The organism is Vibrio sp. qd031 (assembly GCF_002100145.1).
GTDB lineage: Bacteria > Pseudomonadota > Gammaproteobacteria > Enterobacterales > Vibrionaceae > Vibrio.
The window spans coordinates 1-25,328 of sequence record NZ_JXQD01000012.1; the positions used below are offsets into that span (position 1 = coordinate 1).

Genomic DNA, 25,328 nt, shown 5'->3' on the forward strand with positions numbered 1-25,328 from the left:
ATTGACATCGTTTTTTGTTTTACTTTTTATAAAAAAAGTAAAAACAAGTAGCGATTATCATCAACGAGTGCCCACACAGATTGATAGGTTTATATTGTTAAAGAGCATTGCCTTGTTCAGGCTGCTTTAAGGTCTCCCTTGAAGCGGACGGCCATTCTAGCGATTTAAGTTGGAGTGTCAAACACTTTTTCAAATTAAATTTTCATGCTTCAAATTGCCTGCTAACCCTTGTGAACCCTAGCGGCTCATCCCGTGTCAGCGAGGGGGCATTATAGAGATCCAACTCACATTGGCAACCCCTTTTTGCACTCTTTTTGTCACTTTTATTTCGATTGCTTGCTTAGTGACCAAAATCGCGTTTTTTCCCAGTACCACCATCCTTTGATCGTTGTCACATCATTAAATTGGAAAAACGTTAGTAAAGCTCGTAATATCAATGTGTTTCAAATGTTATTAATGTTATTAATGTTAATTACCATTCAACAGATCTGTAGTGAATCAAAATGAAATCAAATCAATCTTTTCTTTTTTTCGCAGGTGCGACCGTAATTTTAGCGGTTGTAGCCAACTTCCTAGCACTTAATCCAGCTTTAGCAGTGGTTGCTGGCGCTGTACTTGGCTTTATCTTTCTTAGACCATCATCCAAACCAAATGCATCAACTTCAATTTCATCAGGCAAGGTAGACGGAGACGAAGACTCTCAAACCCTATATGTAGGCAACTTGCCTTATCGCGCAAATGAAAAAAACGTTCGAGACCTATTTGACGAGCACGGCAAAGTACTCAATGTTCGACTAATGAAAGACAAACGTACGGGTAAACGCCGTGGTTTTGGTTTTGTGGTGGTTGCGGCAAAAGATGCTGACAAGGTTATCAGTGCCCTTAACGACGCAGAATACATGCAGCGCACTTTGAAAGTTCGCGTTGCGAACGATCCTAAGCACCCTTCAGAGGACAATGCTGAATAGCAGAGAAATTCAATTTGCTTAAGTATCGCTCCAGTGCCTCGCTATTTGGCTCTGGAGCACTACTCAAAATAGTGTGGCATTTTTTACTCCCCTCACCGACAACGCCATCGCTTAGTTTTAGAACTTCCATCACTCTACGTGCAATCGCTTCTCCAGAATCAACGAACGTCATGTGCTCACCAAGTATGGCCGCTAATTCCTCTTCTAATAGTGGAAAGTGAGTACAGCCAAGCACAACCACATCACTATGTGATTTAATCGGTTCTACTATTTGTCTGAGAAGATGCTGATCTAACTGTCTGCCTCTTAGCTTATCTTCTGCCATGTTGACAAGCTCTGTCGTACCTATTAATTGCACAGGAACAGAATCGACAAACTGCTCTATAAGGTCTCGCGTATACGCTCTACTCACTGTACCCGGCGTAGCTATTAGAGTGATCCCTTGTTTTGCAATAAGGTTTGCAGGCTTTAAGGCAGGTACAACTCCAATAATAGGAAAGGAAAAACGTTCCCTTAACGATGGGAGTGCAATCGTACTGGCACTGTTGCATGCAATAACAACCGCATCAACACCATATTGCTGGTTTACCACCTCCACACAATTAACGACCCGCTCCACCAACACATTGGGTTCGAGCTCCCCATAAGGGTAGCCTTCATTGTCATACATATAGACAACATCGATATTAGGCAATAATGCCGCTATATCTCTATGTACAGACAACCCACCCACACCAGAATCAAAAATCATTATCCGTGGAGGGGTTCTGTTCGCTGTGGTTGTCTTTACTGATGTTGTCAAAGCGCTGTCCGTTTATTCAATAAACCATTTAAAGTGGAGTTTTTATCACTAATTCTGGACAATAAAAAGTGTTTGACTAAAATCTGCGCGTCCATAATCAAAAGGTATCACCATGTCTATGTATGACTCTCACTCTTATCAAGTTCAACTTACCGATAAGATCCAGCGCTTAGAATCAGATTTTGCTAAGTTTGAGCCACCTGTGTTGGACGTCTATGCCTCAGAAGAGCAGCATTACAGAATGCGCGCAGAATTTCGAGTTTGGCATGAAGGTGATGATCTTTACTACATCATGTTTGACCAACAGACTCGCGAGAAGTATCGAGTTGACCAATTCCCAACGGCAAGTGCGCTCATTAACAAAATGATGCCCACCCTTCTGGATTCGATTAAAGACAATCAACTGCTTCGCACTAAGCTCTTTCAAGTGGATTTCTTGTCTACCCTGAGTGGTGAACTGCTCGTCTCTATGCTCTATCACAAAGCAATTGGCGATGAGTGGGTACAACAAGCGAAGCAATTGCGTGAACAATTCATCCAACAAGGTTACAACGTTAACCTTATTGGGCGTGCTCGTAAGATTAAGCACATCATTGAAAAAGATTACGTCATTGAGAAACTGCATGTTGATGGCCAAGAGTTGGTATACCAGCAAGTTGAAAACAGTTTTACTCAACCAAACGGTAAGGTTGCTGAAAAAATGTTGGAATGGGCTATAGACTGTACCAAAAACAGCAACGGTGACTTACTAGAGCTTTACTGCGGCAATGGTAACTTCTCATTAGCATTAGCCAAAAACTTCCGACGTGTACTGGCGACTGAATTAGCAAAACCCTCTGTAGACTCTGCTCAGTTTAATATTGCCGCTAATAACATCGATAATGTAAAGATAGTACGTATGTCCGCTGAAGACTTTACGTTGGCGATGAAAGGTGAACGTACTTTCCGTCGCTTGCAGCAAGCGCAAGTTGAACTCAGCGACTATGAGTGCAATACCATTTTTGTCGATCCACCGCGTTCGGGGATGGATAATGAGACTTGTAAAATGGTGCAGGGCTACGACAACATTATGTATATTTCGTGCAATCCAGACACCTTAAAAGACAATCTAGAGATATTGTGCACTACACACCGTATCACTCGATTTGCTCTGTTTGATCAATTCCCTTATACCCATCATGTTGAAGCAGGTGTCTTTTTGGAACGCATCAAGTAATTCTTCAATTGCACTTTTTACTCGCTCATACCTACTGTTGGTACATAAAGCGTGTTTCAGAAACAACAACGCCAACGCAAAGACATTTACTCGTGTACTTGTCATTGCATTGGCGTCGATTTACTAACGGCTCTATTCTAGCGCTAAGTTAGTGCTAACTTACTTCCCTCTCATCTACTTGAGATGACTTCCCCATTCGGTATGCCACCCACAACATCAGTCCCATTGTGACTAATATCGAAAAGAAGTTTGAGCCACCATCTGGGTATGCGGCGCGAGCAAACGCTGAATGACCAAACGCACCTAAGAAAAAGCACGCCAGTCCCACCAAAGGCATATCTTCTGCGATGGGTGAATTGAGGTAGTCTTGATAGAGCATCTGCGCGCTCAACACCAAGGCAATTACGACAAATATAGAGAACCCATAACCCGGTAGAGATAACCAGCACCATAGGGCATTAATGCTCATACCTAAGATTAAGGCCAATACTAACGACTTTTTTTCATTTTTTAATTCGCTGCTCATTGTTTCCCTCGTTCTATTATCAGTGCAGTTGTGCACTACCTTTTGCAATCATTCTTAGTTGTTGAATTAATCGTTCAGACAACAACGCACGATCTCTTGGGTTTAGATCAAGCGCTTCGGCCCCTGCACTAAAGACTAACCTGACGGATGCTTCAGATTGCATCCACGCATGTTCTTTCTTGAGACCTGATAATATCAAATACTCACTTAATTCGGCGATAAAATGTTCAATTTCTCGTGCTACGGCATTACGAAATGCTTTTGATGTGCCAGAGCGTTCGCGCAACAGCAACCGAAATACATTTGGACTTTGCTCGATGAACTCCATGAATGTCTCAGTAGAGGTACGGATAACACTGCCGTTAGTCACAATTCGCTGTCGAGCTTGACGCATTAACTGACGAAGCAATAACCCACCTTCGTCGACCATCGTTAAACCGAGTTCATCCATATCTTTAAAGTGTCTATAAAACGACGTTGGTGCTATACCCGCCTCACGAGCTACCTCACGTAAACTCAGATTGGAAAAACTCTTATCAGAGCTTAACTGATTAAACGCAGAATCGATTAATGAACGACGCGTTTTTTCTTTTTGTTGCGCACGGATCCCCATGTTTTATCCGTCTCCTTGTAACAACAGGCTTTTTTGAGTTCAATTTCACAGTTTAAGCACTCGTTTGTAAGAAAACCATCATTGATTTTATCTGGGATTGCAACAATCTGTGTTTGCGTGATCCTGTCAACGCTCTTGACCTGGTTAGGTTTACCCGCTTTGTGAATTGGTTACAATACCGATAAAATTTTGTTATCAGTGTATAGGCGGAAGCAGTAATGGGCAGTTCAACTCGTTTTGATGTCATCGTTATCGGTAGTGGCCCTGGCGGTGAAGGCGCTGCAATGGGGTTGACCAAGGCGGGACTGAAAGTCGCGATAATTGAGAAAGAAAACAGTGTCGGTGGCGGATGTACCCACTGGGGTACGATTCCGTCAAAAGCGTTAAGACATGCGGTCAGCCGAATTATCGAATTCAACAGCAATCCATTGTTTTGCAAAAACAACACCAGCATTCACGCCACGTTTTCTGACATTCTAGGCCATGCTGAGTCAGTCATAGATAAGCAAACAAGGCTAAGACAAGGCTTCTACGATCGTAATTTTTGTACGCTCATTTTTGGTGAAGCCAGCTTTGTTGATCCCAATACCGTGAGCATTGCAAAAGCAGATGGCACTGCAGAGCTGATTCATGCCGACCGCTTTGTGATCGCGACAGGCTCTCGCCCTTACCACCCAGAAGACGTTGACTTCACTCATGATCGTGTTTACGACAGCGACTCTATTTTGTCACTCAAACACGACCCACGACATATCATCATTTACGGTGCCGGTGTCATTGGTTGTGAGTACGCGTCGATATTTAGAGGCCTTGGTGTTAAAACCGATCTGATCAACACCCGAGATAGATTACTTTCGTTTTTGGATAATGAAACCTCCGACGCCCTCTCCTATCATTTTTGGAATAATGGCGTGGTAATTCGAAATGATGAGACTCACGACTCTATCGAAGGTACCAACGATGGTGTGATCGTTCATTTGAAATCGGGCAAAAAAATGAAGGCCGATTGCTTACTCTACGCAAATGGACGAACCGGTAATACCGACAAGCTCAAATTAGACAATGTTGGGCTTACTCCAGATTCACGCGGCCAATTGAAGGTAAATAACCAGTATCAAACGGAAATCAAAAATATCTACGCGGTTGGAGATGTGATTGGTTACCCAAGTTTAGCAAGTGCTGCGTATGATCAAGGCCGCTTTGTGGCGCAAGCGATTGGACACGGCAAACTCGACTCGCACTTGACCGAGGATATTCCAACAGGTATCTACACTATTCCAGAAATTAGTAGTGTTGGTAAGACAGAGCAAGAGCTAACTGCAGCGAAAGTCCCTTATGAAGTAGGTCGTTCATCATTTAAACATTTGGCTCGTGCGCAAATTGGGGGTACCGACGCGGGAAGCTTGAAGCTTCTTTTCCATCGCGACACCAAAGAAATTTTGGGGATCCACTGCTTTGGCGAGCGTGCCGCTGAGATTATCCACATAGGGCAAGCCATTATGGAGCAAGAGGCTCCTGCAAACACCATAGAGTATTTTGTCAACACTACCTTCAACTATCCAACAATGGCAGAGGCTTACCGTGTAGCAGCGCTCAATGGACTAAATAGGCTCTTCTAAACAACTGACAGTAAAAACTAAAACAGCCGCTAAAAGCGGCTGTTTTTTTACTTTTAATCGGCTCGCCTGAGCGATTCTACATCCAATCGGTATTTCGAATAATGCCTACAGCTAATCCTTCGATTGCAAGGTGCTGGCTGGTGAGATCGACTTCGATGGTGTTGAACTCTTCGTTTTCCGCGTGCAATAACACTGTTGGACCTTTACGCTCTAAACGCTTAACCGTCACATCATCATCAACGCGCGCCACAACGACTTGGCCATCTCTTACGTCTTGGGTTTTATGAACCGCGAGCAAATCGCCATCCATGATCCCAATATCACGCATACTCTCGCCGTTTACTCTTAGTAAAAAGTCAGCTTGCGGCTTAAACATGCTTGGATCAACTTGGTAATGTGTTTCTACATGCTCTTGAGCCAAAATAGGTTCACCCGCGGCCACTTGACCAATTAGAGGTAATCCGACTTCGTCGTTTGCTGGCTCTTCGAGTAAAATCCGAATACCACGAGAGGCACCAGGAACTATCTCTATCGCTTGCTTTTTTGCCAGCGCTTTGAGGTGTTCTTCTGCAGCATTCGCTGAGCGAAATCCCAACTCTTTAGCAATCTCTGCGCGAGTCGGTGGCATGCCTGCTACTTCGATTTTTTCTTTGATCAAATCGTAAACTTGTTTTTGCCGTGCTGTTAATGGTCTCATGATAAGCCTGTCTTTTTGTACAGTTCATGTGAGTATATCCAGTATTTTTGGCAAAGCCAAGATTTTTAGAACAAAATCACGCCACCCCAGATCACAACTGCAATAATTAAAGAGACCATCACTGCGGCTGACGACATGTCTTTTGCGCGGCCTGCAAGTTCATGCGGCTCTTCACTTATGCGATCCACTGCCGCTTCTACTGCAGAATTCAATAGCTCCACCAACAACACAAGTAATAATGATACAATTAACGCGAGCTGCTCGTTGATGGTAACGTCCAAGAAAAAGGTCACTGGGATCAGTATTGCAACTACCGCCAGTTCTTGGCGAAAAGCCATTTCATGTTTAAAAGTAGCCCTTAGTCCCTGCAATGAATACTGGGCCGCATTAACCACACGTTTAAAACCACTATCCGTAGATTTCATTATTCATCCTTTGAATACAGCGCTATGCTTTGAATTATTGTGTAACATTCAATATGATTGGCGCAAAAGGTTTGACCAGTACAAAATTATGTCCGATTAGACAATGAAAAACTACCGATCACTGCGTCAAATTGACTTTACCAACTATAAGGCTACTGCATGATTTCCCCTACAATTTCAAAAGCGCTGTTTAAGCTACCGATGTCGATATTGGTAAAGGGACAAACCATTCCGGCAGATCCGATAGACAACCTCAACATCGACACTAACCGACCGATCATCTACGCCTTACCATTTCACTCAAACATCGATTTGTTGGCATTAAGAGAACAGGCTAAAAAAGTAGGGTTGCCTGATCCACTGCAACCCATCGAGATTGGCGGAAAAACCTTTGAGCGATTTGTCTACATTGGTATGCGCGCAGCGCTGCTTAAATCACGCGATCACGACATTCCATCACGCTCTATCACTCTATTTTCAGACTTACTTAATCTGCATGCTGAAGATGAACAACTGGATATTCAAATGATCCCCATTACCGTGTTGTGGGGACGAAAGCCAGGTAAAGAAGAAAAGGTAAAACCGTATTTAGAGAGTAAAACGGGCCCCCAAAAAGCATGGACGGTGTTGACGGCCGGGCGAGATTGCTTAGTGCGTGTCAGTCCTTGTGTGTCGCTACGATATATGGCGGACGTGCATGGTACGGACCACTCTATTGCGCACAAACTGGCGCGCGTTGCACGAATCCATTTTTCTAGACAAAAACTGGCAGCCTCTGGGCCTAATTTACCTAACCGCGATGTGTTGTTTGACCGATTAGTCAAATCTGAAGCCATTAAGAAAGCCATCGAGCATGAATCAAAGACCAAAAATATCTCTCTCGAAAAGGCTGAGCATGAAGCACACAAAATCCTCGATGAGATCGCTGCTAACTTCTCTTACGGTCTGATCAAAAAAGGTGACACCATTTTAAGCTGGTTGTGGAACCGCCTTTATCAAGGAATCAATGTCAGCAACGCGAAAGCAGTCAGACAGCTTGCTCAAGATGGCCATGAAATTGTCTACGTGCCTTGTCACCGAAGCCATATGGATTACCTATTACTGTCTTATGTGTTGTATCACGAAGGCATGGTTCCGCCGCATATTGCCGCTGGTATCAATCTTAACTTCTTCCCGGCAGGTCCCATCTTTAGACGCGGTGGTGCGTTCTTCTTGCGACGCAGTTTTAAAGGTAACAAGCTTTACTCAACCATATTTAGAGAGTACTTATCCGAGCTTTTCACCAAAGGCTACTCGGTAGAGTACTTCAGCGAAGGTGGGCGTTCTCGAACTGGTCGTTTGTTACAGGCCAAAACAGGCATGCTCGCGATGACGATACAAGCCATGCTCAAAGGTTTAAACCGTCCTGTTACTTTAGTGCCTGTGTACATAGGTTATGAGCACGTAATGGAAGTATCGACTTACGCGAAAGAGTTGCGAGGTAAGAAAAAAGAAAAGGAAAATGCAGGTCAAGTTGTTCGTACAATTCGAAAATTACGCAACTTCGGTCAAGGCTATGTGAACTTTGGCGAGCCGATTGTGCTCAATCAATACTTGAACGAACACGCTCCGCAATGGCACGAAAATGTCGGAAAAATTGATGCGCCCAAGCCGCAGTGGATGCCTGGTGTGGTGAATCAATTGGCCAATCAAATGATGACCAACATTAACTCCGCCGCTGCAACTAACGCACTAACGCTATGTGCAACGGCTTTGCTTGCATCACGTCAACGCGCGTTGACCAAAGATGCCTTGATTGTTCAAATAGACTGCTACCTCAAGCTGATACGAAATGTACCTTATACAGAGCGCGTCACTACACCAAACCAAACTGCAGAAGAGCTGGTAGTGCATGCGCTGTCATTGAATAAGTTTGTTCTGGATACGGATAGCTTAGGGGAGATAGTCTCTCTTGATCGTCATCAGTCGGTGTTAATGACCTATTATCGCAACAACATTATTCACCTGTTTGCTATCCCATCACTGATCGCGCAATTGATCATTCAAAACCGCATCATATCGAAGGACAAAATTCACGCAGGTGTCGAAGTCCTCTACCCATTTTTGCAAAAAGAGCTTTTTATTCACTTTGATGCAGCAACGATCAAAGAGCAAGTTGAGCTGATCCTGAAAGAGTTTGAAGACCAAGGGCTTATCCACATTGATGATCATCAAGTCACACCAAACCAAGCTCAGATCCAAGAGTTGTATCTGTTGTCTAGAACCATTACAGAGACTCTGCAGCGCTACGCGATTGTCTTTAAGCTGCTTGTCGCTAACCCAGACATCGAAATGTCTGAGTTAGAAAACAAAGGGCAAGAGATTGCACAACGTCTAGGACGACTCCACGGAATTAATGCGCCTGAATTTTTCGACAAGCAAGTCTTTTCGTTCCTCTCGACAACATTGGTAGAACAAGGCTACGTACGTGCATCGGATGACTATCAGCCTGAGAAAGCGGCCTTAATGGCTCAAGGTTTAATGGATCTACTGGTGACTGAGGTACGTCTAACTATTGCACAAAGTGTCGAGCACGCCTAAATAGTTACCGCGATAGCAATGCCCATTGCTATCGCGAGTCCCACATAGTTATTGTTTAGAAAGGCTTTAAAACATGCTTGACGTTCTCTCGCCTTGATCAGCCACTGCTGGTATACCATAAGTGCGCCAGACACAAGCAAAGACCAGTAAAACACCCCACCTAACTGCTCGATGTAGCCAATCCACAATAGAATCAGTAACGCAGCAAATTGCAGTGCTGCGACGGCCATTTTGTCTCGTCGTCCAAATAGAATCGCGGTCGAACGTATACCAATTTTGACATCGTCGTCGCGATCGACCATTGCGTATTGTGTGTCGTATGCCACCGTCCATAAAACATTTGCGATAAACAGAGCCCAAAGCACGAGAGTTGGCTCTGCGCCTTGTGCCACCCATGCCATGGGTATCGACCAACTAAACGCAAGCCCTAAGAACAGTTGGGGTAAATGAGTAAAGCGCTTCATGAAAGGATAAATAAACGCTAGTAAGACCCCAATAAACGAATACTTTATCGTGGTTTCATTCATTGTGAGTACAAGCGCAAAAGAGACGAAGCAAAGCACAATAAACAGTATTACGGCTTCACGTGCCGAGACCTTTCCTGCCGGGATTGGGCGAAGCTTGGTTCTTTCTACATGCCCATCAAAATGTCTATCGGCAAAGTCGTTGATCACACATCCTGCGGAGCGCATTAACACGACACCTGCGGTAAATACCGCCCACACTTTTAAGTCAGGTAAACCACCAGCAGCAAGGAAAAGCGCCCAATAGGTGGGCCAGAGTAATAAAAGAATGCCAATGGGTTTATCGATGCGCATTAACTGCGCGTATGCAGAAAGTTTTTCGTTCATCAAGAGCCTGGTTATAAGTGATAAAGGGGGGCATTTGGCAAAAACAATTCAGACACCCAAATTGAGTGATCTTTTACTAGTAGTCTAGAGCGCCTTGCCCAAAGTCGTTGATTATCTGACGTCACTTGCCCTATTTGCAATTGATCGCGCATCACTTGTTGCGTACTAAACAGCGCGAGTCCAAGTGGTTTTTCATCATGCATTAGTTGGCGAATTAGAGGTTGCTCAAGTGCGTGATGCTCAACCTGAGACTGGGCGTACACCCAATGACTGTTGTCACCAAGCAATAAGACTTCACGGAGCCAATGAGAACTCTTTGAGCTACTGCTGTTTTCATCTTGTGTTGTTAGCTGATTTGACAAAACATCGACACTCAATTGAGAGCAATATGTCTCAAGTTTCTTTGAAAGTGACTTACTGTCTTGCAACCAAACAATTTCACCCTCACAATGATCCTTTAAGGAAAACTGAGACTGCCATTGTATGTCCTGGTATAGAGCTCGGTAATCATTTAACCAATTGGTCATATCAAACATCTGTACAAAATCTGGCATTTTAACTTGCAGTTGAATACTAATTGACCGCACAATATGCCATAAAGTTCTTTTGGCTATTGTAGCAACACATTGGTCAATAACATATCGTCAATCAACGAAAGCTTTACTTAACTATGTTCGAACGTCACATTACAGCGCTTCTTTCACTTCTACTACTGGTTGTGAGCTCAGGTTTGGCTATGGCCGAAGAAGAGACTACACAAGCTCACTTATTTTCCTACTATACGCTGGAGCCAGAACTTACCACCAACTTTCACACAACCGGAAATAAGCTAGGATATATTCGTGTCCAAATCGATATTATGGTGGCGCACGATAGTTACTTACCCATATTACAACTGCATGACCCATTAATTCGAGATACCGTGGTTGCACTTTTGGGTGAGCAGGATGAAAACACCATTACGTCTCTGCTTGGCCGAGAAGAACTGCGCAGAACCATGTTAGACGAAATTAACGCAATGCTATTGGTTGAAACGGGAAAAACACTGGTATCAGATCTCCTATTTACCAAATATTTGTATCAGTAACCTCGAGTCTAAAAACGCTACGCTATTTGAGTCTTTGCGTACCAATGCCCATAAGCGGCGCCACTGACTAATCCAATCAAGTGTGCCGTATTCGCGATGGCCATAAATGGCTGTACAAATCCAATAGCAAGCCAAACCAGCATAAAGCCTAACAATGGTTTTGGTAGATAACGTTGATAGGTTGGGTGCGCTACACCCACCAACCACCAAAAGCCAACCAGCCCATATACCACTCCGCTCAAGCCACCAAAATTAGCCCCCTCAACGAAATACTGCCCCAAGCCAGAGATCGCTGCCGATAAAAGGAAAACCGATATTAGTGGCTTAGGACCCAGCGATTTTTCGAGTTTTCCTCCCAGATCCCACCACCATAATAAGTTGAATGCGATGTGTAAAATGGAAAAGTGCATAATCGCATGGGTAAACCAACGCCACACTTGATAGCTTTGCTCAATAGAGCTTGGAAAATGTAACCACGCAAACACCTGACCATGTCGGCCAAGAACTTGAAAGAAAAAGACCGCGACACACAGCCCCATCATCAATAGCGTAATGGGACCTGCGCGCTCTTTTAGCATCTGTCCAAAACTTGGGGCGTGATAATGAAAGCGCGCATTACGCGACTCTGCCATATCCCACGAAGCTTGTGAGTATTTGGGATGCATAGGATCGGTCGCAAACTGACTGTATTCATCCATGACCATTTGGCTGTAGGACTCATCCTTTAGCCAAATAGCAAAATGATCGTTGGACGGTGCAATCGCAAGCACGATTTTCTTTTTGGCCATGTAGTCCACAAAGGACTGAGCAATGCGAGGGTTCGAAATTTCGGCAATTTTGATCATGGCGTATAACGTCTCTTTATGAGGTAGTAGTTGGTAGGTTCGCTCGCTTCCAAGCGTCAAATCCACCATCGATACTGTAGACCGTTTCAAATCCTTGATTCACGAGGTATTGTGCTGCACCTTGGCTGCTATGTCCGTGATAACACATTACCAGCAACACCCTGTCATAGTCTAAATCAGCCACAATCTCCTGAATAGTCTCATTACTCAGGTGCAACGCACTCTGCGGGTGAGAGGCTTTAAACGACTGTGGATCGCGAATGTCTAACATAATCGCATCTTGTTGGTGCTGCATTTCAAATGCACTGGTTACATCAAGGTGTTTAAATTCCATTTATTTTCCTACATAAGCACATATATACACTAAATGTTCCAATCCATTGTGACACAGTTGATGAGATGTTGAATAACTTTATCGTTTTGTGGATAACTTTGTGGATTGCGTTAATAAGCGATGATCATCTATTTTGATCCACAATATGTAGTATTGATCGTGCTCTAATTGTGCACATCTAAGGTGTTACCCACATTAGTGCAGACACTGCTCTTCCTTTGTACGTCTATGTTCTTAGGTTATGATGAATAAATAGGACACAGAGTTATCCACAATACAGTTACGTGCCACAAGATCAAAAAAGCCAAGGTATATACCTTGGCTTTAGGATCCAAAACTGTTGTCAGCGCTTGTTAGATCTCGCCAACCGCTAGCTTTAGCTTTTTCATGGCGTTTTTCTCGAGCTGACGAATACGTTCAGCCGATACTTGGTAAGTCTCGGCCAACTCTTGTAACGTTGACTTTGTATCGTCTAGCCAGCGAGAGCGAACGATGTGTTGACTGCGGTCGTCCAACGTCGCCATAGCATTAAGCAGCTTCTTATTGGTATGAGATTCGTAATTCTGTGCTTCGAAATTATCAGCAACATCAGAATGGCTATCTTCTAAATACAGCGCTGGAGCTGTATAAGAGTTGCCTTCATCATCGTCGTTAGACATTTCGTACGTTGAATCTTGGGCGGCAAGTCGAGATTCCATTTCACGAACTTCGGCTGGAGTTACTCCTAGCTCTTTCGCAACGGTTTCAACTTCACCATTATTAAACCAACCTAGACGCTTTTTAGACTTACGCAGGTTAAAGAAGAGTTTACGTTGTGCTTTGGTTGTCGCAATTTTAACAATGCGCCAATTACGCAAAACGTATTCATGAATTTCGGCTTTAATCCAGTGGACAGCGAAAGACACCAAACGCACACCCACTTCAGGATTAAAACGTTTTACGGCCTTCATAAGACCTATGTTGCCTTCCTGAACCAAGTCGGCCAGAGGTAGACCGTAGCCTGAATAGCCACGCGCGACATGAATAACAAAACGAAGGTGTGACAAGATCAAGCCTTTCGCAGCGTCAATCTCACCGTGATAGTGTAATCGTTCTGCTAATTTACGCTCTTCGTCAGCGGTCAACATTGGGTAGGTATTAACGTCTCTAATATAGCTGTCTAAGCTATCTTGAGACACTAGCGCCATTGGGTATGCTGATTTGCTCATTCGCTTCCTCGTAAAGTTCAACCTTGGGTGATCCTTTCAAACCTTGAGGTATATCAAAAGGACCCTTCATTATCCACAATTAGTAATCAGGTACAAGTGATCGTTAGCTATATCTTATATAGTATATCCTGACAGAGAGTTTAGACTGCCTTTAGTTAAACTGGTTCAATTTCTTTTAAGTGCCTTCTTGTCGAAACACTTGCCGCAAACAATCCCAAAAATGACCCTAACAATAACAGTATTAAGCTTTCATCCCAGTCGAGCCCAACCAGCCTAAACGGGGTGTCATATAGCGTCGCTAACATTTCTACGGCTTGGCTCAAAACGATGGTCAACAAAGCTGTCACCAGCCATGCTGCGATTGCGCCTATGAGTCCATACCACATGCCTATATACAGATAAGGCCGCACAATAAAACTGTCGGTGGCGCCAATTAGCTTCATCACTTGAATTTCTTCTTTCTGCGCCAACACACTGTAGCGGACGCTGTTTCCAACTGTCAGAATAACCGCCACTAACAATAGGACTGCCATAGTAAACGACACGGTTGAAACAAGGTTTTTGAGCGCATCAAAACGCTCTAACCAGTCTTCATTAAGTTGCAGGTCAGCGACATTATCCATGGTCTGAATTTGCGCCACTAAGTCTCTTATGGCATCTGGACGATCATTGGCAGGCTTGACGACCAACACCGCAGGCAATGCGTACTCATCAAGCAGTGACAATGCCTGCTCAAAACCGGCATATTGACTGAGCTCGTCCAAACCTTGCTGCGCCGATACATATTCAACCGCGTCAACGTGATCGATGCGTTCTATCTGATCCTTGAGTAACATCACACGCGATTCAGCTGAGCCTTCTTGCAAATACACATTAATCACCGAAGGCTGAGCCACACCAGATGCGATGGCTGTTGTGTTCTTCGCCACCAAATAGAGGCTGGTCGGGATCGCCAGTGACAATGCAATCACAGCCAATGTGAGCAAGTTTCCTAACGGACGCGTGAGCAGCTGCTTAAAAGACTCACTGGCGGTTTTGGTGTGTGTACCGATAAAGCTTTGACGCGTTTGGCCTCTAGCTGGCATAGCTGTCCACCTCACTCAAAAAGCCTTGATTAAGCTCGAACTGACGATAACTAGGCTGGCTGGTAATTAAACCGCTATCGTGTGTGGCAAGTAGAATACTCACACCAGCATTATTAAATTCTTTAAACAGCGAAAAAACGCGCTTCGATAGATCTGAATCCAAGTTACCGGTTGGCTCATCGGCCAGCAGCAATATAGGTCGATTGACCACCGCACGCGCAATACCCACCCGCTGCTGCTCACCACCAGACAGTTGAGTTGGTAAGCATTTCGCCTTGTCGAGCAGACCAGTTTTATCTAATGCGGCTGACACTCGACGTTTTATCTCTTTCTCATTGATCGCTTCAATGCGCATTGGCAGCGCTACATTCTCAAATACGGTTCGATCCAACAATAAGCGATGATCTTGAAACACCATCCCTATGTTGCGACGCAAAAACGGAATGTCTTGATTGGGTATTCGTGTAATGTCGTGATCGTTAAAGCTAATCTGCCCAGCAGAAGGGCGCTCAATAGCACAAATAAGCTTCAAAAGAGTACTTTTCCCGGCACCAGAATGACCGGTTAAGAACGCCAACTCCCCCTGGCGAAGATGGAAATCGACCTTTTGCAACGCTTGCCTACCCCCTCGGTAGGCTTTACTAACTTGTTCAAAGCGAATCACTGCAATTCCTTCCGTGGTTACTCTTCGCGACTAAAGAGAGCCTCAATAAACTCTTGAGAATCAAATGGGCGTAAATCATCAATGCCCTCACCGACACCGATATAGCGGATCGGGATACTAAATTTATCTGCAATAGCAAAGATAACCCCGCCTTTTGCGGTTCCATCCAGTTTGGTTAAGGTAATGCCGGTAACAGGAGCGACATCGCTAAACAACTTAGCCTGGCTCATTGCATTCTGACCGGTCGCCGCATCCAGAGTTAACATGATCTCATGAGGCGCTGAGTCATCAATTTTCTTCATTACGCGAACAATTTTGCGTAACTCTTCCATTAAATTGCTCTTATTTTGAAGTCGACCCGCTGTATCAGCAATAATGACATCTGCACCACGCGCTTTACCCGCTTCAATGGCGTCATATATAACAGAAGCACTATCTGCACCCGTGTGTTGTGCAATCACTGGAACATCATTGCGTTGTCCCCACACCTGAAGTTGTTCAACGGCCGCTGCACGGAAGGTATCGCCTGCCGCTAACATCACAGACTTGCCTTGAGATTGGAATTGCTTGGCAAGCTTACCGATAGTGGTGGTTTTACCCACCCCATTAACACCGACCATTAAGATAACGTAAGGTGTTTTTTCTTCATCAATGATCAGTGGCTGTTCAACTTTAGCTAAAATCTCCGCCATTTCACCTTTAAGGAGACCGTAAAGCGCTTCGCCATCTTTCAGCTCCGCACGTCCCGCTTTCTCGGTTAAACTCTCAATGATTTTGACCGTGGTATCCATCCCGACATCAGCAACCAACAATTGTTCTTCTAATTCTTCAAACAGTTCGTCATCAATCTGCTTTCCTTTGAACAAACCAAAAAAACCAGCCCCAATATTGGTTTTAGTGCGTGCAAGGCTACGGCGCAGTCGCGCAAAAAAACCTTCTGTCGGTTTTGTTTGTACCTCTTCTACGTCGACTTGAGGTTCAATGGTATTATTACTATCAGAGACCGGCTCTTCTAAGCCTAGCTCTGTATCGATAACCTCTTCTTGATCAACCAGCTGGGTTTCTAACGCTTCTTGCTCTAATGGAGAAATAGGGGCATCTGATTCATCCACCAACGAGGTGGTTTCAACTTGATTTTGCTCTTCTACGGATTGCTCGGTTTTAGGTTGTGTTCCTTCTTCCTCTCCAAAGCCTAACCAAGAGAGTAAACCGCGCTTTTTCTTTTCTGACATCAAATAGACCTATGGTTGTGTCGTTGCACTTTATTGAGTTGTGCTTACATCATTGTAGTTTTGGTACAGTATCGGAGGGTTGTGAGTTATCAATTCCCGACTTAACTGTTAAACTTTACCGAACCACCCATGATATCACTTATTTAAACGTTCAAAAAACATGACGAATCGACAAAGAGCAAAAACATCGAAGAAATCTCAATTAGGGAGTATTCGGATCATAAGTGGTCAATGGCGAGGCCGAAGACTGCCTGTATTGGAAAGTGATGGCCTTCGTCCAACGACAGATCGAGTAAAAGAGACTCTATTTAACTGGCTGGCTCCGCATCTCGCCCACTCACGCTGCCTTGATCTGTTTGCAGGTTCTGGGGGACTGGGGTTTGAAGCTGCATCACGTTATGCAGACCAAGTGACATTGTGCGAGCTCAACAAGCCTGCTTTTCAACAGCTCGAAAAGAATAGTGCACTTCTTAGTGCCGAAAACATCGCAATAAAAAACACTGACAGCCTTGCCATGTTAAAAGCGCAAGGTAGCGCCTACGATATCGTGTTTATCGATCCGCCATTTCGCAAAGAAATGCTCGACCAATGTGTCGCGTTGCTAGAAAGTAACGGATGGTTGGCCGAAAATGCCCTTATTTACGTCGAGACAGAGAAAGAGTTGTCTCACTTTACCCCACCGACTCACTGGACCCCCTTAAGAGAAAAAGTTGCCGGACAAGTGAAATATCAATTATTTAAGAGAGAAATAGTATGAAGTGGTTGCTTATTTTGGCAAAAATGGCCATAGCGTTTGTGTGGGTCGTATTGTTCATCAATATTGTACACCCCTTTCCTGGGAACTCGGCAATAGTACTTTATATTATGACCGCGTTCTTGTTGATCATGCACGGCTTACAGATGGCAATATTTATTGGTGCCTTCGGTGACAAAGTCCCGATGACCGGCTGGGAAAAAACGTCCATTTTGATATTTGGTGTATTTGCACTGCTGGGTATTCGTCGTAAATATATGATGGATTAAGCGTAAAAGGAACAAAATCTACCTTGGTGTTAAATTAGTACACAGCGAGGTAGATTTTGTAGTGGCCGGTGAAGAGGGATTCGTACGCGGCGGGCTTCCGTCCCCGACCCAAAAGTGCACTCTCCACTAAAACCAAATACATCAGAAAACAAAAAACCCTGCTATTCCTAGCAGGGTTTCTTTTGTAGTGGTCGGTGAAGAGGGATTCGAACCCCCGACCCTCTGGTCCCAAACCAGATGCGCTACCAAGCTGCGCTATTCACCGACAAATTCTTCCTGGCCATTCACTCATTTCGAGGGTCGAACCCTCTGGTCCCCCTTATACCCAAGGGACGAGATGCGCTACCAAGCTGCGCTATTCACCGACTTATTTTTCGTTTTGTTGAAAACAAAACAGGAAACCGAAGTACCCTAAACAATGGGGTGGCTAACGGGATTTGAACCCGCGACAACTGGAATCACAATCCAGGGCTCTACCAACTGAGCTATAGCCACCATCAAATTGTATTGTCTCGCATAAGCCAAACATTTTAATAGTGGTCGCTGAAGAGGGATTCGATCGGACTGGCGCTCCAGCCCCCGACCCGCCTTCGCGACCGGTGAGTCTTATAAATGAAGACTCAAATAATAGTGGTCGGTGAAGAGGGATTCGAACCCCCGACCCTCTGGTCCCAAACCAGATGCGCTACCAAGCTGCGCTATTCACCGACAAATTCTTCCTGGCCATTCTCTCATTTCGAGGGTCGAACCCTCTGGTCCCCCTTATACCCAAGGGACGAGATGCGCTACCAAGCTGCGCTATTCACCGACAAATTTTCGTTTCGTTTAAAAACAAAACAGGAGACCGAAGTACCCTAAATATGGGGTGGCTAACGGGATTTGAACCCGCGACAACTGGAATCACAATCCAGGGCTCTACCAACTGAGCTATAGCCACCACTGCTTTTTACCGAAGAGCCGTCCGAAATGGTACGCCCGAAAGGATTCGAACCTTCGACCTTTGGCTCCGGAGGCCAACGCTCTATCCAGCTGAGCTACGGGCGCATGCCCTATCGGCGGAGTGGAATAATACGTATATCACACTTTGTCGTCTAGTATTTTTTTAACTTTTTTTCTTGTTTGTTGGGTTTTTCTACAATGTTTTCTGTGTTTTTGCTGTAGATGGTGTGATTCATGCCTAACCCAAGTAAGTTAATGGTTTATTGCAACAAACGATCAGGATATAATCACTCACTATTTACAATGGCTTAACATACAATTACAACCTATAAGCCAGTCCCTTCGGGCCTAGATACACCATAAGCAAGTGAGTGAAAGGATATGCCTCAAAAATTACTGACCATACTGTGTGCTGCATTAACATTTTCAGCTACGAGTTTCGCCTCGAGCGTAAGCCAAGAAGAATACGATGCCATTGCCGAGCGCATTAAGCCCGTAGGTGATGTTTACCTAGTTGGTGCGGAGCCTGTTGTAGCGCAGCCTACCGGGCCTCGTGACGGAACCGCTGTTTACACCATGTTTTGCGGAGCTTGCCATGGCACGGGTGTAAGTGGCGCGCCAATTAAAGGCGATGCTGATGCTTGGTCACCGCGTATTGCCCAAGGCATGGATGTTCTTACCGATCACGCCATCAACGGATTCAATGCAATGCCTGCGAAAGGCGCGTGTATGGATTGTAGCGACGATGAAATCATTGCTGCTATCGAACATATGCTCGAAGGCCTTTAAACGCTAATTGATTAAAAAAAAGGGCTTAGGTCGAGTTTTGTTATTAAAACTCAACACTAATCCCTTTTTTCGTCTATCCCTACAATTTCTGCCACTTAAGTAGTTTATTTTTTAAACATGGCCCGTATATTTGCAATATGCGCTTGGCCTTTTTCCATACGCTCTTCAGCAGATTGAGGCTTTTTAACGGTTTCCCACTCTACATCGTCAAACGGGAGTTCATCCAGGAAGCGACTGTGCTCAGGTCGAATCAACTCGCCATATTGGCGACGTTCCTTACACATAGTAAAGGTCAGCTCTTTTTGGGCACGAGTAATTCCCACGTACATAAGGCGACGCTCTTCTTCAACATTATTCTCATCAACGCTGGATTGATGCGGTAAGATGCCCTCTTCACTTCCCATTAAGTAAACATAAGGGAATTCAAGGCCTTTAGAGGCATGAAGTGTCATAAGCTGAACTTGATCAGCGTCGTCTTCGTCTTCCCCTCTTTCCATCATGTCTCTAAGGGTTAAACGTTGTACCACTTCTTTTAATGTTTTCTCTTCTTTATCGTAGTTGTCACCTTCTAAGTCGGCAACGATCCAACTGTAAAGATCCGATACATTCTTCATGCGCATTTCTGCGGCTTTTGGACTCGACGAGGTTTCGTAAAGCCAATCTTCGTAGTTAATATCTCTTACAATAGAACGAACCGCTTCAACAGAGTCTCCACGTTGCAAATTGTCTTCAATCCCAACAATCCATTGAGTGAATCGGCGTAGGTTTTCCAGACCTCTTCCGCTCAAGTGTTGTTCAAGGCCGATTTCAAAAGAACATTCAAATAAACTCTTACCACGCATGTTGGCGTAACTGCCCAGCTTTTCGAGAGTCACCGGACCGATCTCTCTCCTTGGAGTGTTTACGATCCGCAAGAAGGCATTATCATCATCAGGATTCACCAACACTCTTAGGTAAGCCATGATGTCTTTTATTTCAGCCCGTGCAAAAAAAGATGTTCCGCCAGAAATTTTATAGGGCACTCGGTTTTGCATCAGCGATTTCTCTATGATGCGCGACTGATGGTTTCCACGGTAGAGAATGGCGTAATGCTTATAGTCAGTACGATTCAAAAATTTATGAGCAATCAACTCACCAGTGATCCGTTCAGCTTCATGATCTTCATTGTTCGCACGCAACACTTTTAATTTGTTGCCATCGGGCAATGCAGAGAACAATGTCTTATCGTAAACATGCGGATTATTGGCGATCAATATGTTGGCGCAACGTAAAATTCGACTTGTCGAACGATAGTTCTGCTCCAATTTAATTAATCGTAAATTTGGGTAGTCTTTGCCTAACAGCACCAAGTTCTGCGGCTTTGCACCACGCCACGAATAAATCGACTGATCATCGTCGCCAACAACGGTTAGACGGCCACGCTCGCCTACCAGCAGCTTAACCAGTTCATACTGGCTGGTGTTGGTGTCTTGGTATTCATCGACAAGAAGGTAACGAATTCTACTTTGCCATTTTTGGCGCACGTCGCTGTTGGTCTTAAGTAGCAACACTGGCATTGCAATAAGATCGTCAAAGTCCAACGCATTGTAGGCGGTCATTTGCTTTTGATACATGTCATAACAGTATGCGAATAACTGGTACTGCTCACCTTCTGCACTCGCTAGTGCCTGCGCAGGCGTTAGCATGTCGTTTTTCCAGTTAGAAATCGCACTGAGTAGCTGACTCAATAGTTCTTTATCGCCATCGAGCTGCTTTTCAGTCAGCTCTTTTAACAGAGCCATCTGATCTTGATCGTCAAACAAGGAAAAACCAGCTTTAAGGCCAAGCGCTTTATATTCTCGTCTAATGATGTTGAGACCCAGGGTATGAAATGTCGATACCATCAGCCCTCTAGATTCGCTTTTACCCAGTGATTGCCCTACTCGCTCTTTCATTTCTCGGGCGGCTTTATTGGTAAAAGTTACGGCAGCTATATTGCGAGCCTTATAGCCACATTGCTGGACAAGATAAGCAATTTTATTAGTGATCACACGAGTTTTACCAGAGCCTGCACCCGCTAGCACCAAACAGGGGCCAGACACGTATTTAACGGCTTCGTCTTGCTGCGGATTAAGTTTCATACTGTGCTCTTAGTAAAAAATGCGGGCACTAATGATAGTCGTCTCACAGATGCTTTTCCATCATTAGCGACAATCGAATGTTTTTTGCATAGAATGAGGCAAAGATTAAGGAGACCCCAATGTTTGACCCTAAGAAAATCGAACAAGTTGCAAAGCAAATTCAAGACTCTATGCCTGCACCTGTTAAAGAGCTTGGTTCAGATGTCGAACAAAAAGTTCGTCAAGTGATCCAAGGCCAATTGAACAAATTGGATGTTGTTAGCCGCGAAGAGTTTGATGTTCAAACTCAAGTGCTGCTGCGCACTCGACAAAAGCTCACCGAAATGGAACAAAAGCTTGCACAGCTAGAAGAAAAACTCGCTGATAAATAGAAACAAAAAGGGCTTGCCAGTGGCAAGCCCTTTTTTCATAGTCCGCTAAAGATTAGCCGCCTACCGCGATACGCTTCATATCTGTCATGTAGCCACGTAGCTCTTCACCGATGTATTCAACAGGGTGGTTACGAATCACTTCATTAACGTGAATTAGGGTTGCGTTATCCACTTGGTTGCTAGACTCTCCCAGTCCGCGACCAATAACATCTGTACCAACTCCAGGCATAAACTTCTCACGTAGCAGTGGTGTCGCAACGTTTGCAAATAGGTAGTTTCCGTATTCTGCGGTATCAGAGATAACCACGTTCATTTCGTATAGACGTTTACGAGCAACGGTATTGGCAATTAACGGTAGCTCATGCAAAGATTCGTAGTACGCTGACTCATCAATAATGCCAGACGCTGTCATAGCTTCAAACGCAAGCTCAACACCTGCGCGAACCATTGCAACCATCAAAATGCCATTGTCGAAGTACTCTTGCTCCGAGATTTCTACGTCAGAATCTGGGTAGTTCTCAAATGCCGTTTCGCCAGTCTCTTCGCGCCAGCCTAATAGGTTAACGTCGTCATTTGCCCAGTCCGCCATCATGGTGCTAGAGAATTCGCCTTGGATGATATCGTCCATGTGCTTATTATAAAGTGGACGCATAAGCTCTTTAAGCTCTTCTGACAGTTCAAACGCTTTCACTTTCGCTGGGTTAGAAAGGCGATCCATCATGTGTGTAATGCCACCAAACTTAAGCGCTTCGGTTACTGTTTCCCAACCGTATTGTAGCAATTTACCTGCGTAGCCTGCGTCAATGCCATCGGCGATCATTTTCTCGTAACAAACAATTGAGCCCGCTTGTAGCATGCCACATAGAATAGTTTGCTCACCCATAAGGTCAGACTTCACTTCAGCAACAAATGAAGACTCTAGGCAGCCTGCACGGTGACCACCCGTTGCTGCCGCCCAAGCTTTAGCGATATCCCAGCCTTCGCCTTTAGGATCGTTTTCTGGGTGTACTGCGATAAGCGTTGGAACCCCAAAGCCGCGCTTGTACTCTTCACGAACTTCAGTACCAGGACACTTAGGAGCAACCATAACAACGGTTAGGTCACTACGAACTTGCATACCTTCTTCGACAACGTTAAAGCCGTGAGAATAACCTAGAGCTGCACCTTGCTTCATTAGAGGCATAACCGTTTCAACAACATTTGTGTGTTGCTTGTCTGGTGTCAGGTTTACTACTAGATCCGCTTGAGGGATTAAGGTTTCGTAGCTGCCTACTTCAAAGCCATTCTCTTTGGCGTTTTTGAACGATTGACGCTGCTCATCAATCGCTGCCTGGCGAAGCGCATAAGATACATCCAGACCAGAATCACGCATGTTTAGGCCTTGGTTTAGACCCTGAGCACCACAACCCACAATGACGACTTTCTTACCTTTAAGGTAATCGGCTTCTGTAGCAAATTCGCTACGATCCATAAAACGGCAACGACCCAATTGGTCTAGCTGCTCACGCAAATTGAGGGTGTTAAAGTAATTAGCCATGTGGCGCTCCTGTTATTCATTCCATTAAAGGTCGGTGTTGTTGTTACCACCGAATATGTTCATCCTACTAAAGACAGCATATTGAACAAAGTGATATATTAACAACAATACGTTGCATTTATTGCAACACGACCGTCAGGAAACTTATGAATATCCGTAGCTTGCAGTATTTTGTGCATTTATGTGAAAGTAAAAACTTCGCCAAGACCGCCAAGGTGATGCACCTGAGCCCATCAACCTTAAGTCGTCAAATACAAAAGCTGGAAGCCGATTTAGATCAAACTTTGTTTGTAAGAGACAATCGCAGTGTTGAACTGACACCGGCTGGGAAGGCTCTACTTCCTAGTGCGATTACGATTGTGGGAGAATGGCAGCTTGTTCAAAGCCAGCACAAAAAGAACCAGCAGAAGCTCAGCGGGGAGATTCGCCTATTCTGTTCTGTCACCGCAAGCTACAGTCACTTACCAGAGTTGCTGTCGACATTTCGACTTGAGCATCCTTTGATAGAGTTTAAAATCAGCACAGGCGATCCTGCACAAGCCATTGATATTATTCAGCAAGATAAAGCTGATATTGCGATTTCTGCTATCCCTGATCAGGTTCCTAGTCGCTTGGCATTTGAAGCGATCAGTGACATCCCCTTATCGTTGATCGCCCCTAGTGTTCCTTGGGTTCATTCAGAAACACTTGATTCGGTAGATCCCAACTGGAGTATCGTCCCATTTATTCTACCCGAGTCCGGAAGCGCGCGTGATCGAGCCAATACATGGCTAAAAGAGCACAAAATCAGACCTAATATTTATGCACAGGTCTCTGGTCACGAAGCTATTGTGAGCATGGTAGCGCTTGGGTGTGGTGTTGGGATTGCACCTGACGTGGTGATTAATAACAGTCCGGTCAAAGATAAAATACTTCGAGTTAAAACCAGTGACATTGAGCCCTTTAAGCTTGGGGTATGTTGTAAGCGCAGTCAGTTAGACAATCCGTTGGTGAAGGCGCTGTGGAGGGTTGCCGAAAAGACGTATATCTTTAATTAGCTTTAAGTATATTGATTTTAGGTTTGATGGTTCACTACCGGTACATCAGCGCTACGCGCAGATGGGCCGGTAGTGTTTGCGCTAAAATGCAAAAAACCCAACCGATTAGGCTGGGTTTCTTTAATTAGAACCTGGCGATGTCCTACTCTTACATGGGGAAACCCCACACTACCATCGGCGCTATTGCGTTTCACTTCTGAGTTCGGCATGGAATCAGGTGGGTCCACAATGCTATGGTCGCCAAGTAAAATTTGTTAAATCACTAGAGAGTGAAGTGGTGCTGATAGGCAGACTCGAACTGCCGACCTCATCCTTACCAAGGATGCGCTCTACCACCTGAGCTATATCAGCACAGCAAATTTCATTGAGTCGATAAAAAAGCCCGTCTTTAGACGGGCTTTCTTTTAATTTAAAGCCTGGCGATGTCCTACTCTCACATGGGGAAACCCCACACTACCATCGGCGCTATTGCGTTTCACTTCTGAGTTCGGCATGGGTTCAGGTGGGTCCACAACGCTATGGTCGCCAAGCAAATTTTGTTTAAACTCGCCATCAAGGCCAGTTTAATAATCTAGAAAGCTGTTTTAAAAGTTTTTGTCTTCATCTTTTTCTAAAAAAGATGAAAACCAATTAGCCACACATTCAATATTCTTATTTGAGTCCATCAAAACCCTTTGGGTGTTGTATGGTTAAGCCTCACGGGCAATTAGTACAGGTTAGCTCAATGCCTCACAGCACTTACACACCCTGCCTATCAACG

Annotated in this window: 25 protein-coding genes, 6 tRNA genes and 3 rRNA genes; 10 read left to right on the forward strand and 24 right to left on the reverse strand. The window is 44.7% G+C overall.

The genetic code is table 11. The features are described 5' to 3' along the window. Positions 1–503: 503 nt before the first annotated feature. Positions 504–968 (forward strand): RNA-binding protein, encoded by a 465-nt coding sequence (locus ST37_RS05725; RefSeq protein ID WP_084884560.1) that lies wholly within the window; start codon positions 504–506, stop codon positions 966–968. Here ST37_RS05725 and murI read toward each other — a convergent pair. After that, on the reverse strand, positions 937–1,719 hold the full coding sequence (gene murI, locus ST37_RS05730) for a glutamate racemase (protein WP_084884562.1): 783 nt from the start codon (positions 1,717–1,719) through the stop codon (positions 937–939). The genes ST37_RS05725 and murI overlap by 32 nt on opposite strands. Positions 1,720–1,882: 163 nt before the next feature. On the opposite strand from murI, the gene trmA reads away from it, so the two are divergent. After that, on the forward strand, positions 1,883–2,986 hold the full coding sequence (gene trmA, locus ST37_RS05735) for a tRNA (uridine(54)-C5)-methyltransferase TrmA (protein ID WP_084884564.1): 1,104 nt from the start codon (positions 1,883–1,885) through the stop codon (positions 2,984–2,986). A 154-nt stretch (positions 2,987–3,140) separates the two neighbouring features. On the opposite strand, the gene ST37_RS05740 is transcribed toward trmA, so the two are convergent. Both ST37_RS05740 and fabR read right to left on the reverse strand, forming a co-directional pair. Beyond that, a complete protein-coding gene (locus ST37_RS05740) occupies positions 3,141–3,512 on the reverse strand; it encodes a YijD family membrane protein (RefSeq protein ID WP_084884566.1) in 372 nt (123 codons plus the stop codon). A gap of 19 nt (positions 3,513–3,531) precedes the next feature. Next, positions 3,532–4,125 carry an HTH-type transcriptional repressor FabR gene (fabR, locus tag ST37_RS05745; protein WP_084884568.1) on the reverse strand — a complete coding sequence of 198 codons (594 nt, stop codon included), beginning with the start codon at positions 4,123–4,125 and terminating at the stop codon, positions 3,532–3,534. A gap of 218 nt (positions 4,126–4,343) precedes the next feature. Here fabR and sthA point away from each other — a divergent pair, with 218 nt between their 5' ends. Further along, positions 4,344–5,744, forward strand: a complete 1,401-nt coding sequence (gene sthA, locus ST37_RS05750; RefSeq protein WP_084884570.1) for a Si-specific NAD(P)(+) transhydrogenase — start codon at positions 4,344–4,346, stop codon at positions 5,742–5,744. 76 nt (positions 5,745–5,820) lie between these two features. On the opposite strand, the gene lexA is transcribed toward sthA, so the two are convergent. After that, positions 5,821–6,441 (reverse strand): transcriptional repressor LexA, encoded by a 621-nt coding sequence (gene lexA / locus ST37_RS05755; protein WP_084884572.1) that lies wholly within the window; start codon positions 6,439–6,441, stop codon positions 5,821–5,823. A 65-nt stretch (positions 6,442–6,506) separates the two neighbouring features. Continuing rightward, entirely contained in the window at positions 6,507–6,866 is a 360-nt protein-coding gene (locus ST37_RS05760) for a diacylglycerol kinase (RefSeq protein WP_084884574.1), read from the reverse strand. Positions 6,867–7,025: 159 nt separating this feature from the next. On the opposite strand from ST37_RS05760, the gene plsB reads away from it, so the two are divergent. Next, positions 7,026–9,446, forward strand: coding sequence for a glycerol-3-phosphate 1-O-acyltransferase PlsB (gene plsB / locus ST37_RS05765; protein WP_084884576.1), 2,421 nt, complete (start codon positions 7,026–7,028; stop codon positions 9,444–9,446). Here the strand turns inward: plsB and ubiA are convergent. Both ubiA and ST37_RS05775 read right to left on the reverse strand, forming a co-directional pair. Continuing rightward, positions 9,443–10,297 (reverse strand): 4-hydroxybenzoate octaprenyltransferase, encoded by an 855-nt coding sequence (gene ubiA, locus ST37_RS05770; protein WP_084884577.1) that lies wholly within the window; start codon positions 10,295–10,297, stop codon positions 9,443–9,445. The genes plsB and ubiA overlap by 4 nt on opposite strands. A gap of 11 nt (positions 10,298–10,308) precedes the next feature. Beyond that, positions 10,309–10,851: a chorismate lyase gene (locus tag ST37_RS05775; protein WP_143698137.1), complete on the reverse strand. Its 543-nt coding sequence runs from the start codon at positions 10,849–10,851 to the stop codon at positions 10,309–10,311. Between the two features lie 116 nt (positions 10,852–10,967). Between ST37_RS05775 and ST37_RS05780 the strand changes: the two genes are divergently transcribed. Beyond that, the gene (locus ST37_RS05780; protein WP_084884581.1) at positions 10,968–11,384 is read left to right on the forward strand and encodes a flagellar basal body-associated FliL family protein; all 417 of its coding nucleotides are present in this window, start codon (positions 10,968–10,970) and stop codon (positions 11,382–11,384) included. A 17-nt stretch (positions 11,385–11,401) separates the two neighbouring features. Here ST37_RS05780 and glpG read toward each other — a convergent pair whose 3' ends face one another. The 6 genes from glpG to ftsY form a co-directional block, all read right to left on the reverse strand. Beyond that, entirely contained in the window at positions 11,402–12,229 is an 828-nt protein-coding gene (glpG, locus tag ST37_RS05785) for a rhomboid family intramembrane serine protease GlpG (protein ID WP_084884583.1), read from the reverse strand. A gap of 16 nt (positions 12,230–12,245) precedes the next feature. After that, positions 12,246–12,563, reverse strand: a complete 318-nt coding sequence (glpE, locus tag ST37_RS05790) for a thiosulfate sulfurtransferase GlpE (RefSeq protein ID WP_084884585.1) — start codon at positions 12,561–12,563, stop codon at positions 12,246–12,248. A gap of 353 nt (positions 12,564–12,916) precedes the next feature. Further along, entirely contained in the window at positions 12,917–13,771 is an 855-nt protein-coding gene (gene rpoH / locus ST37_RS05795; RefSeq protein ID WP_084884586.1) for an RNA polymerase sigma factor RpoH, read from the reverse strand. Between the two features lie 155 nt (positions 13,772–13,926). Beyond that, a complete protein-coding gene (gene ftsX, locus ST37_RS05800) occupies positions 13,927–14,856 on the reverse strand; it encodes a permease-like cell division protein FtsX (RefSeq protein WP_084884588.1) in 930 nt (309 codons plus the stop codon). Then, complete coding sequence (ftsE, locus tag ST37_RS05805) at positions 14,846–15,520, reverse strand: cell division ATP-binding protein FtsE (RefSeq protein ID WP_084884590.1); 675 nt, start codon at positions 15,518–15,520, stop codon at positions 14,846–14,848. The genes ftsX and ftsE overlap by 11 nt, the downstream gene beginning before the upstream one ends. Positions 15,521–15,537: 17 nt before the next feature. Next, on the reverse strand, positions 15,538–16,752 hold the full coding sequence (ftsY, locus tag ST37_RS05810; protein ID WP_084884592.1) for a signal recognition particle-docking protein FtsY: 1,215 nt from the start codon (positions 16,750–16,752) through the stop codon (positions 15,538–15,540). Between the two features lie 160 nt (positions 16,753–16,912). Here ftsY and rsmD point away from each other — a divergent pair, with 160 nt between their 5' ends. Both rsmD and ST37_RS05820 read left to right on the forward strand, forming a co-directional pair. After that, complete coding sequence (gene rsmD / locus ST37_RS05815) at positions 16,913–17,509, forward strand: 16S rRNA (guanine(966)-N(2))-methyltransferase RsmD (RefSeq protein ID WP_084884594.1); 597 nt, start codon at positions 16,913–16,915, stop codon at positions 17,507–17,509. Further along, complete coding sequence (locus ST37_RS05820; protein WP_084884596.1) at positions 17,506–17,775, forward strand: DUF1145 domain-containing protein; 270 nt, start codon at positions 17,506–17,508, stop codon at positions 17,773–17,775. Before rsmD ends, ST37_RS05820 begins: the two co-directional genes overlap by 4 nt. 188 nt (positions 17,776–17,963) lie before the next feature. On the opposite strand, the gene ST37_RS05825 is transcribed toward ST37_RS05820, so the two are convergent. The 5 genes from ST37_RS05825 to ST37_RS05845 form a co-directional block, all read right to left on the reverse strand. After that, positions 17,964–18,040, reverse strand: a tRNA-Pro gene (locus ST37_RS05825). Positions 18,041–18,194: 154 nt separating this feature from the next. Then, positions 18,195–18,270: transfer RNA gene (locus ST37_RS05830), tRNA-His, on the reverse strand. Between the two features lie 136 nt (positions 18,271–18,406). Then, a tRNA-Pro gene (locus tag ST37_RS05835) sits at positions 18,407–18,483 on the reverse strand. A gap of 153 nt (positions 18,484–18,636) precedes the next feature. Beyond that, positions 18,637–18,712, reverse strand: a tRNA-His gene (locus tag ST37_RS05840). A gap of 30 nt (positions 18,713–18,742) precedes the next feature. After that, positions 18,743–18,819, reverse strand: a tRNA-Arg gene (locus ST37_RS05845). Positions 18,820–19,095: 276 nt separating this feature from the next. On the opposite strand from ST37_RS05845, the gene ST37_RS05850 reads away from it, so the two are divergent. Then, positions 19,096–19,503 (forward strand): cytochrome c5 family protein, encoded by a 408-nt coding sequence (locus tag ST37_RS05850; RefSeq protein WP_084884597.1) that lies wholly within the window; start codon positions 19,096–19,098, stop codon positions 19,501–19,503. Between the two features lie 104 nt (positions 19,504–19,607). On the opposite strand, the gene rep is transcribed toward ST37_RS05850, so the two are convergent. Then, entirely contained in the window at positions 19,608–21,623 is a 2,016-nt protein-coding gene (gene rep, locus ST37_RS05855) for a DNA helicase Rep (RefSeq protein ID WP_084884599.1), read from the reverse strand. Positions 21,624–21,742: 119 nt separating this feature from the next. On the opposite strand from rep, the gene ST37_RS05860 reads away from it, so the two are divergent. Continuing rightward, positions 21,743–21,994 carry an accessory factor UbiK family protein gene (locus ST37_RS05860; protein ID WP_084884601.1) on the forward strand — a complete coding sequence of 84 codons (252 nt, stop codon included), beginning with the start codon at positions 21,743–21,745 and terminating at the stop codon, positions 21,992–21,994. Between the two features lie 52 nt (positions 21,995–22,046). On the opposite strand, the gene ilvC is transcribed toward ST37_RS05860, so the two are convergent. Beyond that, positions 22,047–23,531 carry a ketol-acid reductoisomerase gene (gene ilvC, locus ST37_RS05865; RefSeq protein WP_084884603.1) on the reverse strand — a complete coding sequence of 495 codons (1,485 nt, stop codon included), beginning with the start codon at positions 23,529–23,531 and terminating at the stop codon, positions 22,047–22,049. A 146-nt stretch (positions 23,532–23,677) separates the two neighbouring features. Here ilvC and ilvY point away from each other — a divergent pair, with 146 nt between their 5' ends. Then, complete coding sequence (gene ilvY, locus ST37_RS05870; protein WP_084884604.1) at positions 23,678–24,568, forward strand: HTH-type transcriptional activator IlvY; 891 nt, start codon at positions 23,678–23,680, stop codon at positions 24,566–24,568. A gap of 129 nt (positions 24,569–24,697) precedes the next feature. Here the strand turns inward: ilvY and rrf (ST37_RS05875) are convergent. The 4 genes from rrf (ST37_RS05875) to ST37_RS05890 all read right to left on the reverse strand — a co-directional run. Beyond that, positions 24,698–24,813, reverse strand: a 5S ribosomal RNA gene (gene rrf / locus ST37_RS05875). Between the two features lie 30 nt (positions 24,814–24,843). Further along, positions 24,844–24,919: transfer RNA gene (locus tag ST37_RS05880), tRNA-Thr, on the reverse strand. A gap of 63 nt (positions 24,920–24,982) precedes the next feature. After that, a 5S ribosomal RNA gene (gene rrf / locus ST37_RS05885) occupies positions 24,983–25,098 on the reverse strand. Positions 25,099–25,253: 155 nt separating this feature from the next. Continuing rightward, a 23S ribosomal RNA gene (locus ST37_RS05890) occupies positions 25,254–25,328 on the reverse strand; the annotation flags it as partial.

What these genes read in the sequence shown, in the direction of transcription:
- ST37_RS05725 (WP_084884560.1), top strand. Translation starts at nt 504, where the DNA reads ATGAAATCAAATCAATCTTTTCTTTTTTTCGCAGGTGCGACCGTAATT.
- murI (WP_084884562.1), bottom strand. Translation starts at nt 1,719, where the DNA reads ATGATTTTTGATTCTGGTGTGGGTGGGTTGTCTGTACATAGAGATATA.
- trmA (WP_084884564.1), top strand. Translation starts at nt 1,883, where the DNA reads ATGTCTATGTATGACTCTCACTCTTATCAAGTTCAACTTACCGATAAG.
- ST37_RS05740 (WP_084884566.1), bottom strand. Translation starts at nt 3,512, where the DNA reads ATGAGCAGCGAATTAAAAAATGAAAAAAAGTCGTTAGTATTGGCCTTA.
- fabR (WP_084884568.1), bottom strand. Translation starts at nt 4,125, where the DNA reads ATGGGGATCCGTGCGCAACAAAAAGAAAAAACGCGTCGTTCATTAATC.
- sthA (WP_084884570.1), top strand. Translation starts at nt 4,344, where the DNA reads ATGGGCAGTTCAACTCGTTTTGATGTCATCGTTATCGGTAGTGGCCCT.
- lexA (WP_084884572.1), bottom strand. Translation starts at nt 6,441, where the DNA reads ATGAGACCATTAACAGCACGGCAAAAACAAGTTTACGATTTGATCAAA.
- ST37_RS05760 (WP_084884574.1), bottom strand. Translation starts at nt 6,866, where the DNA reads ATGAAATCTACGGATAGTGGTTTTAAACGTGTGGTTAATGCGGCCCAG.
- plsB (WP_084884576.1), top strand. Translation starts at nt 7,026, where the DNA reads ATGATTTCCCCTACAATTTCAAAAGCGCTGTTTAAGCTACCGATGTCG.
- ubiA (WP_084884577.1), bottom strand. Translation starts at nt 10,297, where the DNA reads ATGAACGAAAAACTTTCTGCATACGCGCAGTTAATGCGCATCGATAAA.
- ST37_RS05775 (WP_143698137.1), bottom strand. Translation starts at nt 10,851, where the DNA reads ATGCCAGATTTTGTACAGATGTTTGATATGACCAATTGGTTAAATGAT.
- ST37_RS05780 (WP_084884581.1), top strand. Translation starts at nt 10,968, where the DNA reads ATGTTCGAACGTCACATTACAGCGCTTCTTTCACTTCTACTACTGGTT.
- glpG (WP_084884583.1), bottom strand. Translation starts at nt 12,229, where the DNA reads ATGATCAAAATTGCCGAAATTTCGAACCCTCGCATTGCTCAGTCCTTT.
- glpE (WP_084884585.1), bottom strand. Translation starts at nt 12,563, where the DNA reads ATGGAATTTAAACACCTTGATGTAACCAGTGCATTTGAAATGCAGCAC.
- rpoH (WP_084884586.1), bottom strand. Translation starts at nt 13,771, where the DNA reads ATGAGCAAATCAGCATACCCAATGGCGCTAGTGTCTCAAGATAGCTTA.
- ftsX (WP_084884588.1), bottom strand. Translation starts at nt 14,856, where the DNA reads ATGCCAGCTAGAGGCCAAACGCGTCAAAGCTTTATCGGTACACACACC.
- ftsY (WP_084884592.1), bottom strand. Translation starts at nt 16,752, where the DNA reads ATGTCAGAAAAGAAAAAGCGCGGTTTACTCTCTTGGTTAGGCTTTGGA.
- rsmD (WP_084884594.1), top strand. Translation starts at nt 16,913, where the DNA reads ATGACGAATCGACAAAGAGCAAAAACATCGAAGAAATCTCAATTAGGG.
- ST37_RS05820 (WP_084884596.1), top strand. Translation starts at nt 17,506, where the DNA reads ATGAAGTGGTTGCTTATTTTGGCAAAAATGGCCATAGCGTTTGTGTGG.
- ST37_RS05850 (WP_084884597.1), top strand. Translation starts at nt 19,096, where the DNA reads ATGCCTCAAAAATTACTGACCATACTGTGTGCTGCATTAACATTTTCA.
- rep (WP_084884599.1), bottom strand. Translation starts at nt 21,623, where the DNA reads ATGAAACTTAATCCGCAGCAAGACGAAGCCGTTAAATACGTGTCTGGC.
- ST37_RS05860 (WP_084884601.1), top strand. Translation starts at nt 21,743, where the DNA reads ATGTTTGACCCTAAGAAAATCGAACAAGTTGCAAAGCAAATTCAAGAC.
- ilvC (WP_084884603.1), bottom strand. Translation starts at nt 23,531, where the DNA reads ATGGCTAATTACTTTAACACCCTCAATTTGCGTGAGCAGCTAGACCAA.
- ilvY (WP_084884604.1), top strand. Translation starts at nt 23,678, where the DNA reads ATGAATATCCGTAGCTTGCAGTATTTTGTGCATTTATGTGAAAGTAAA.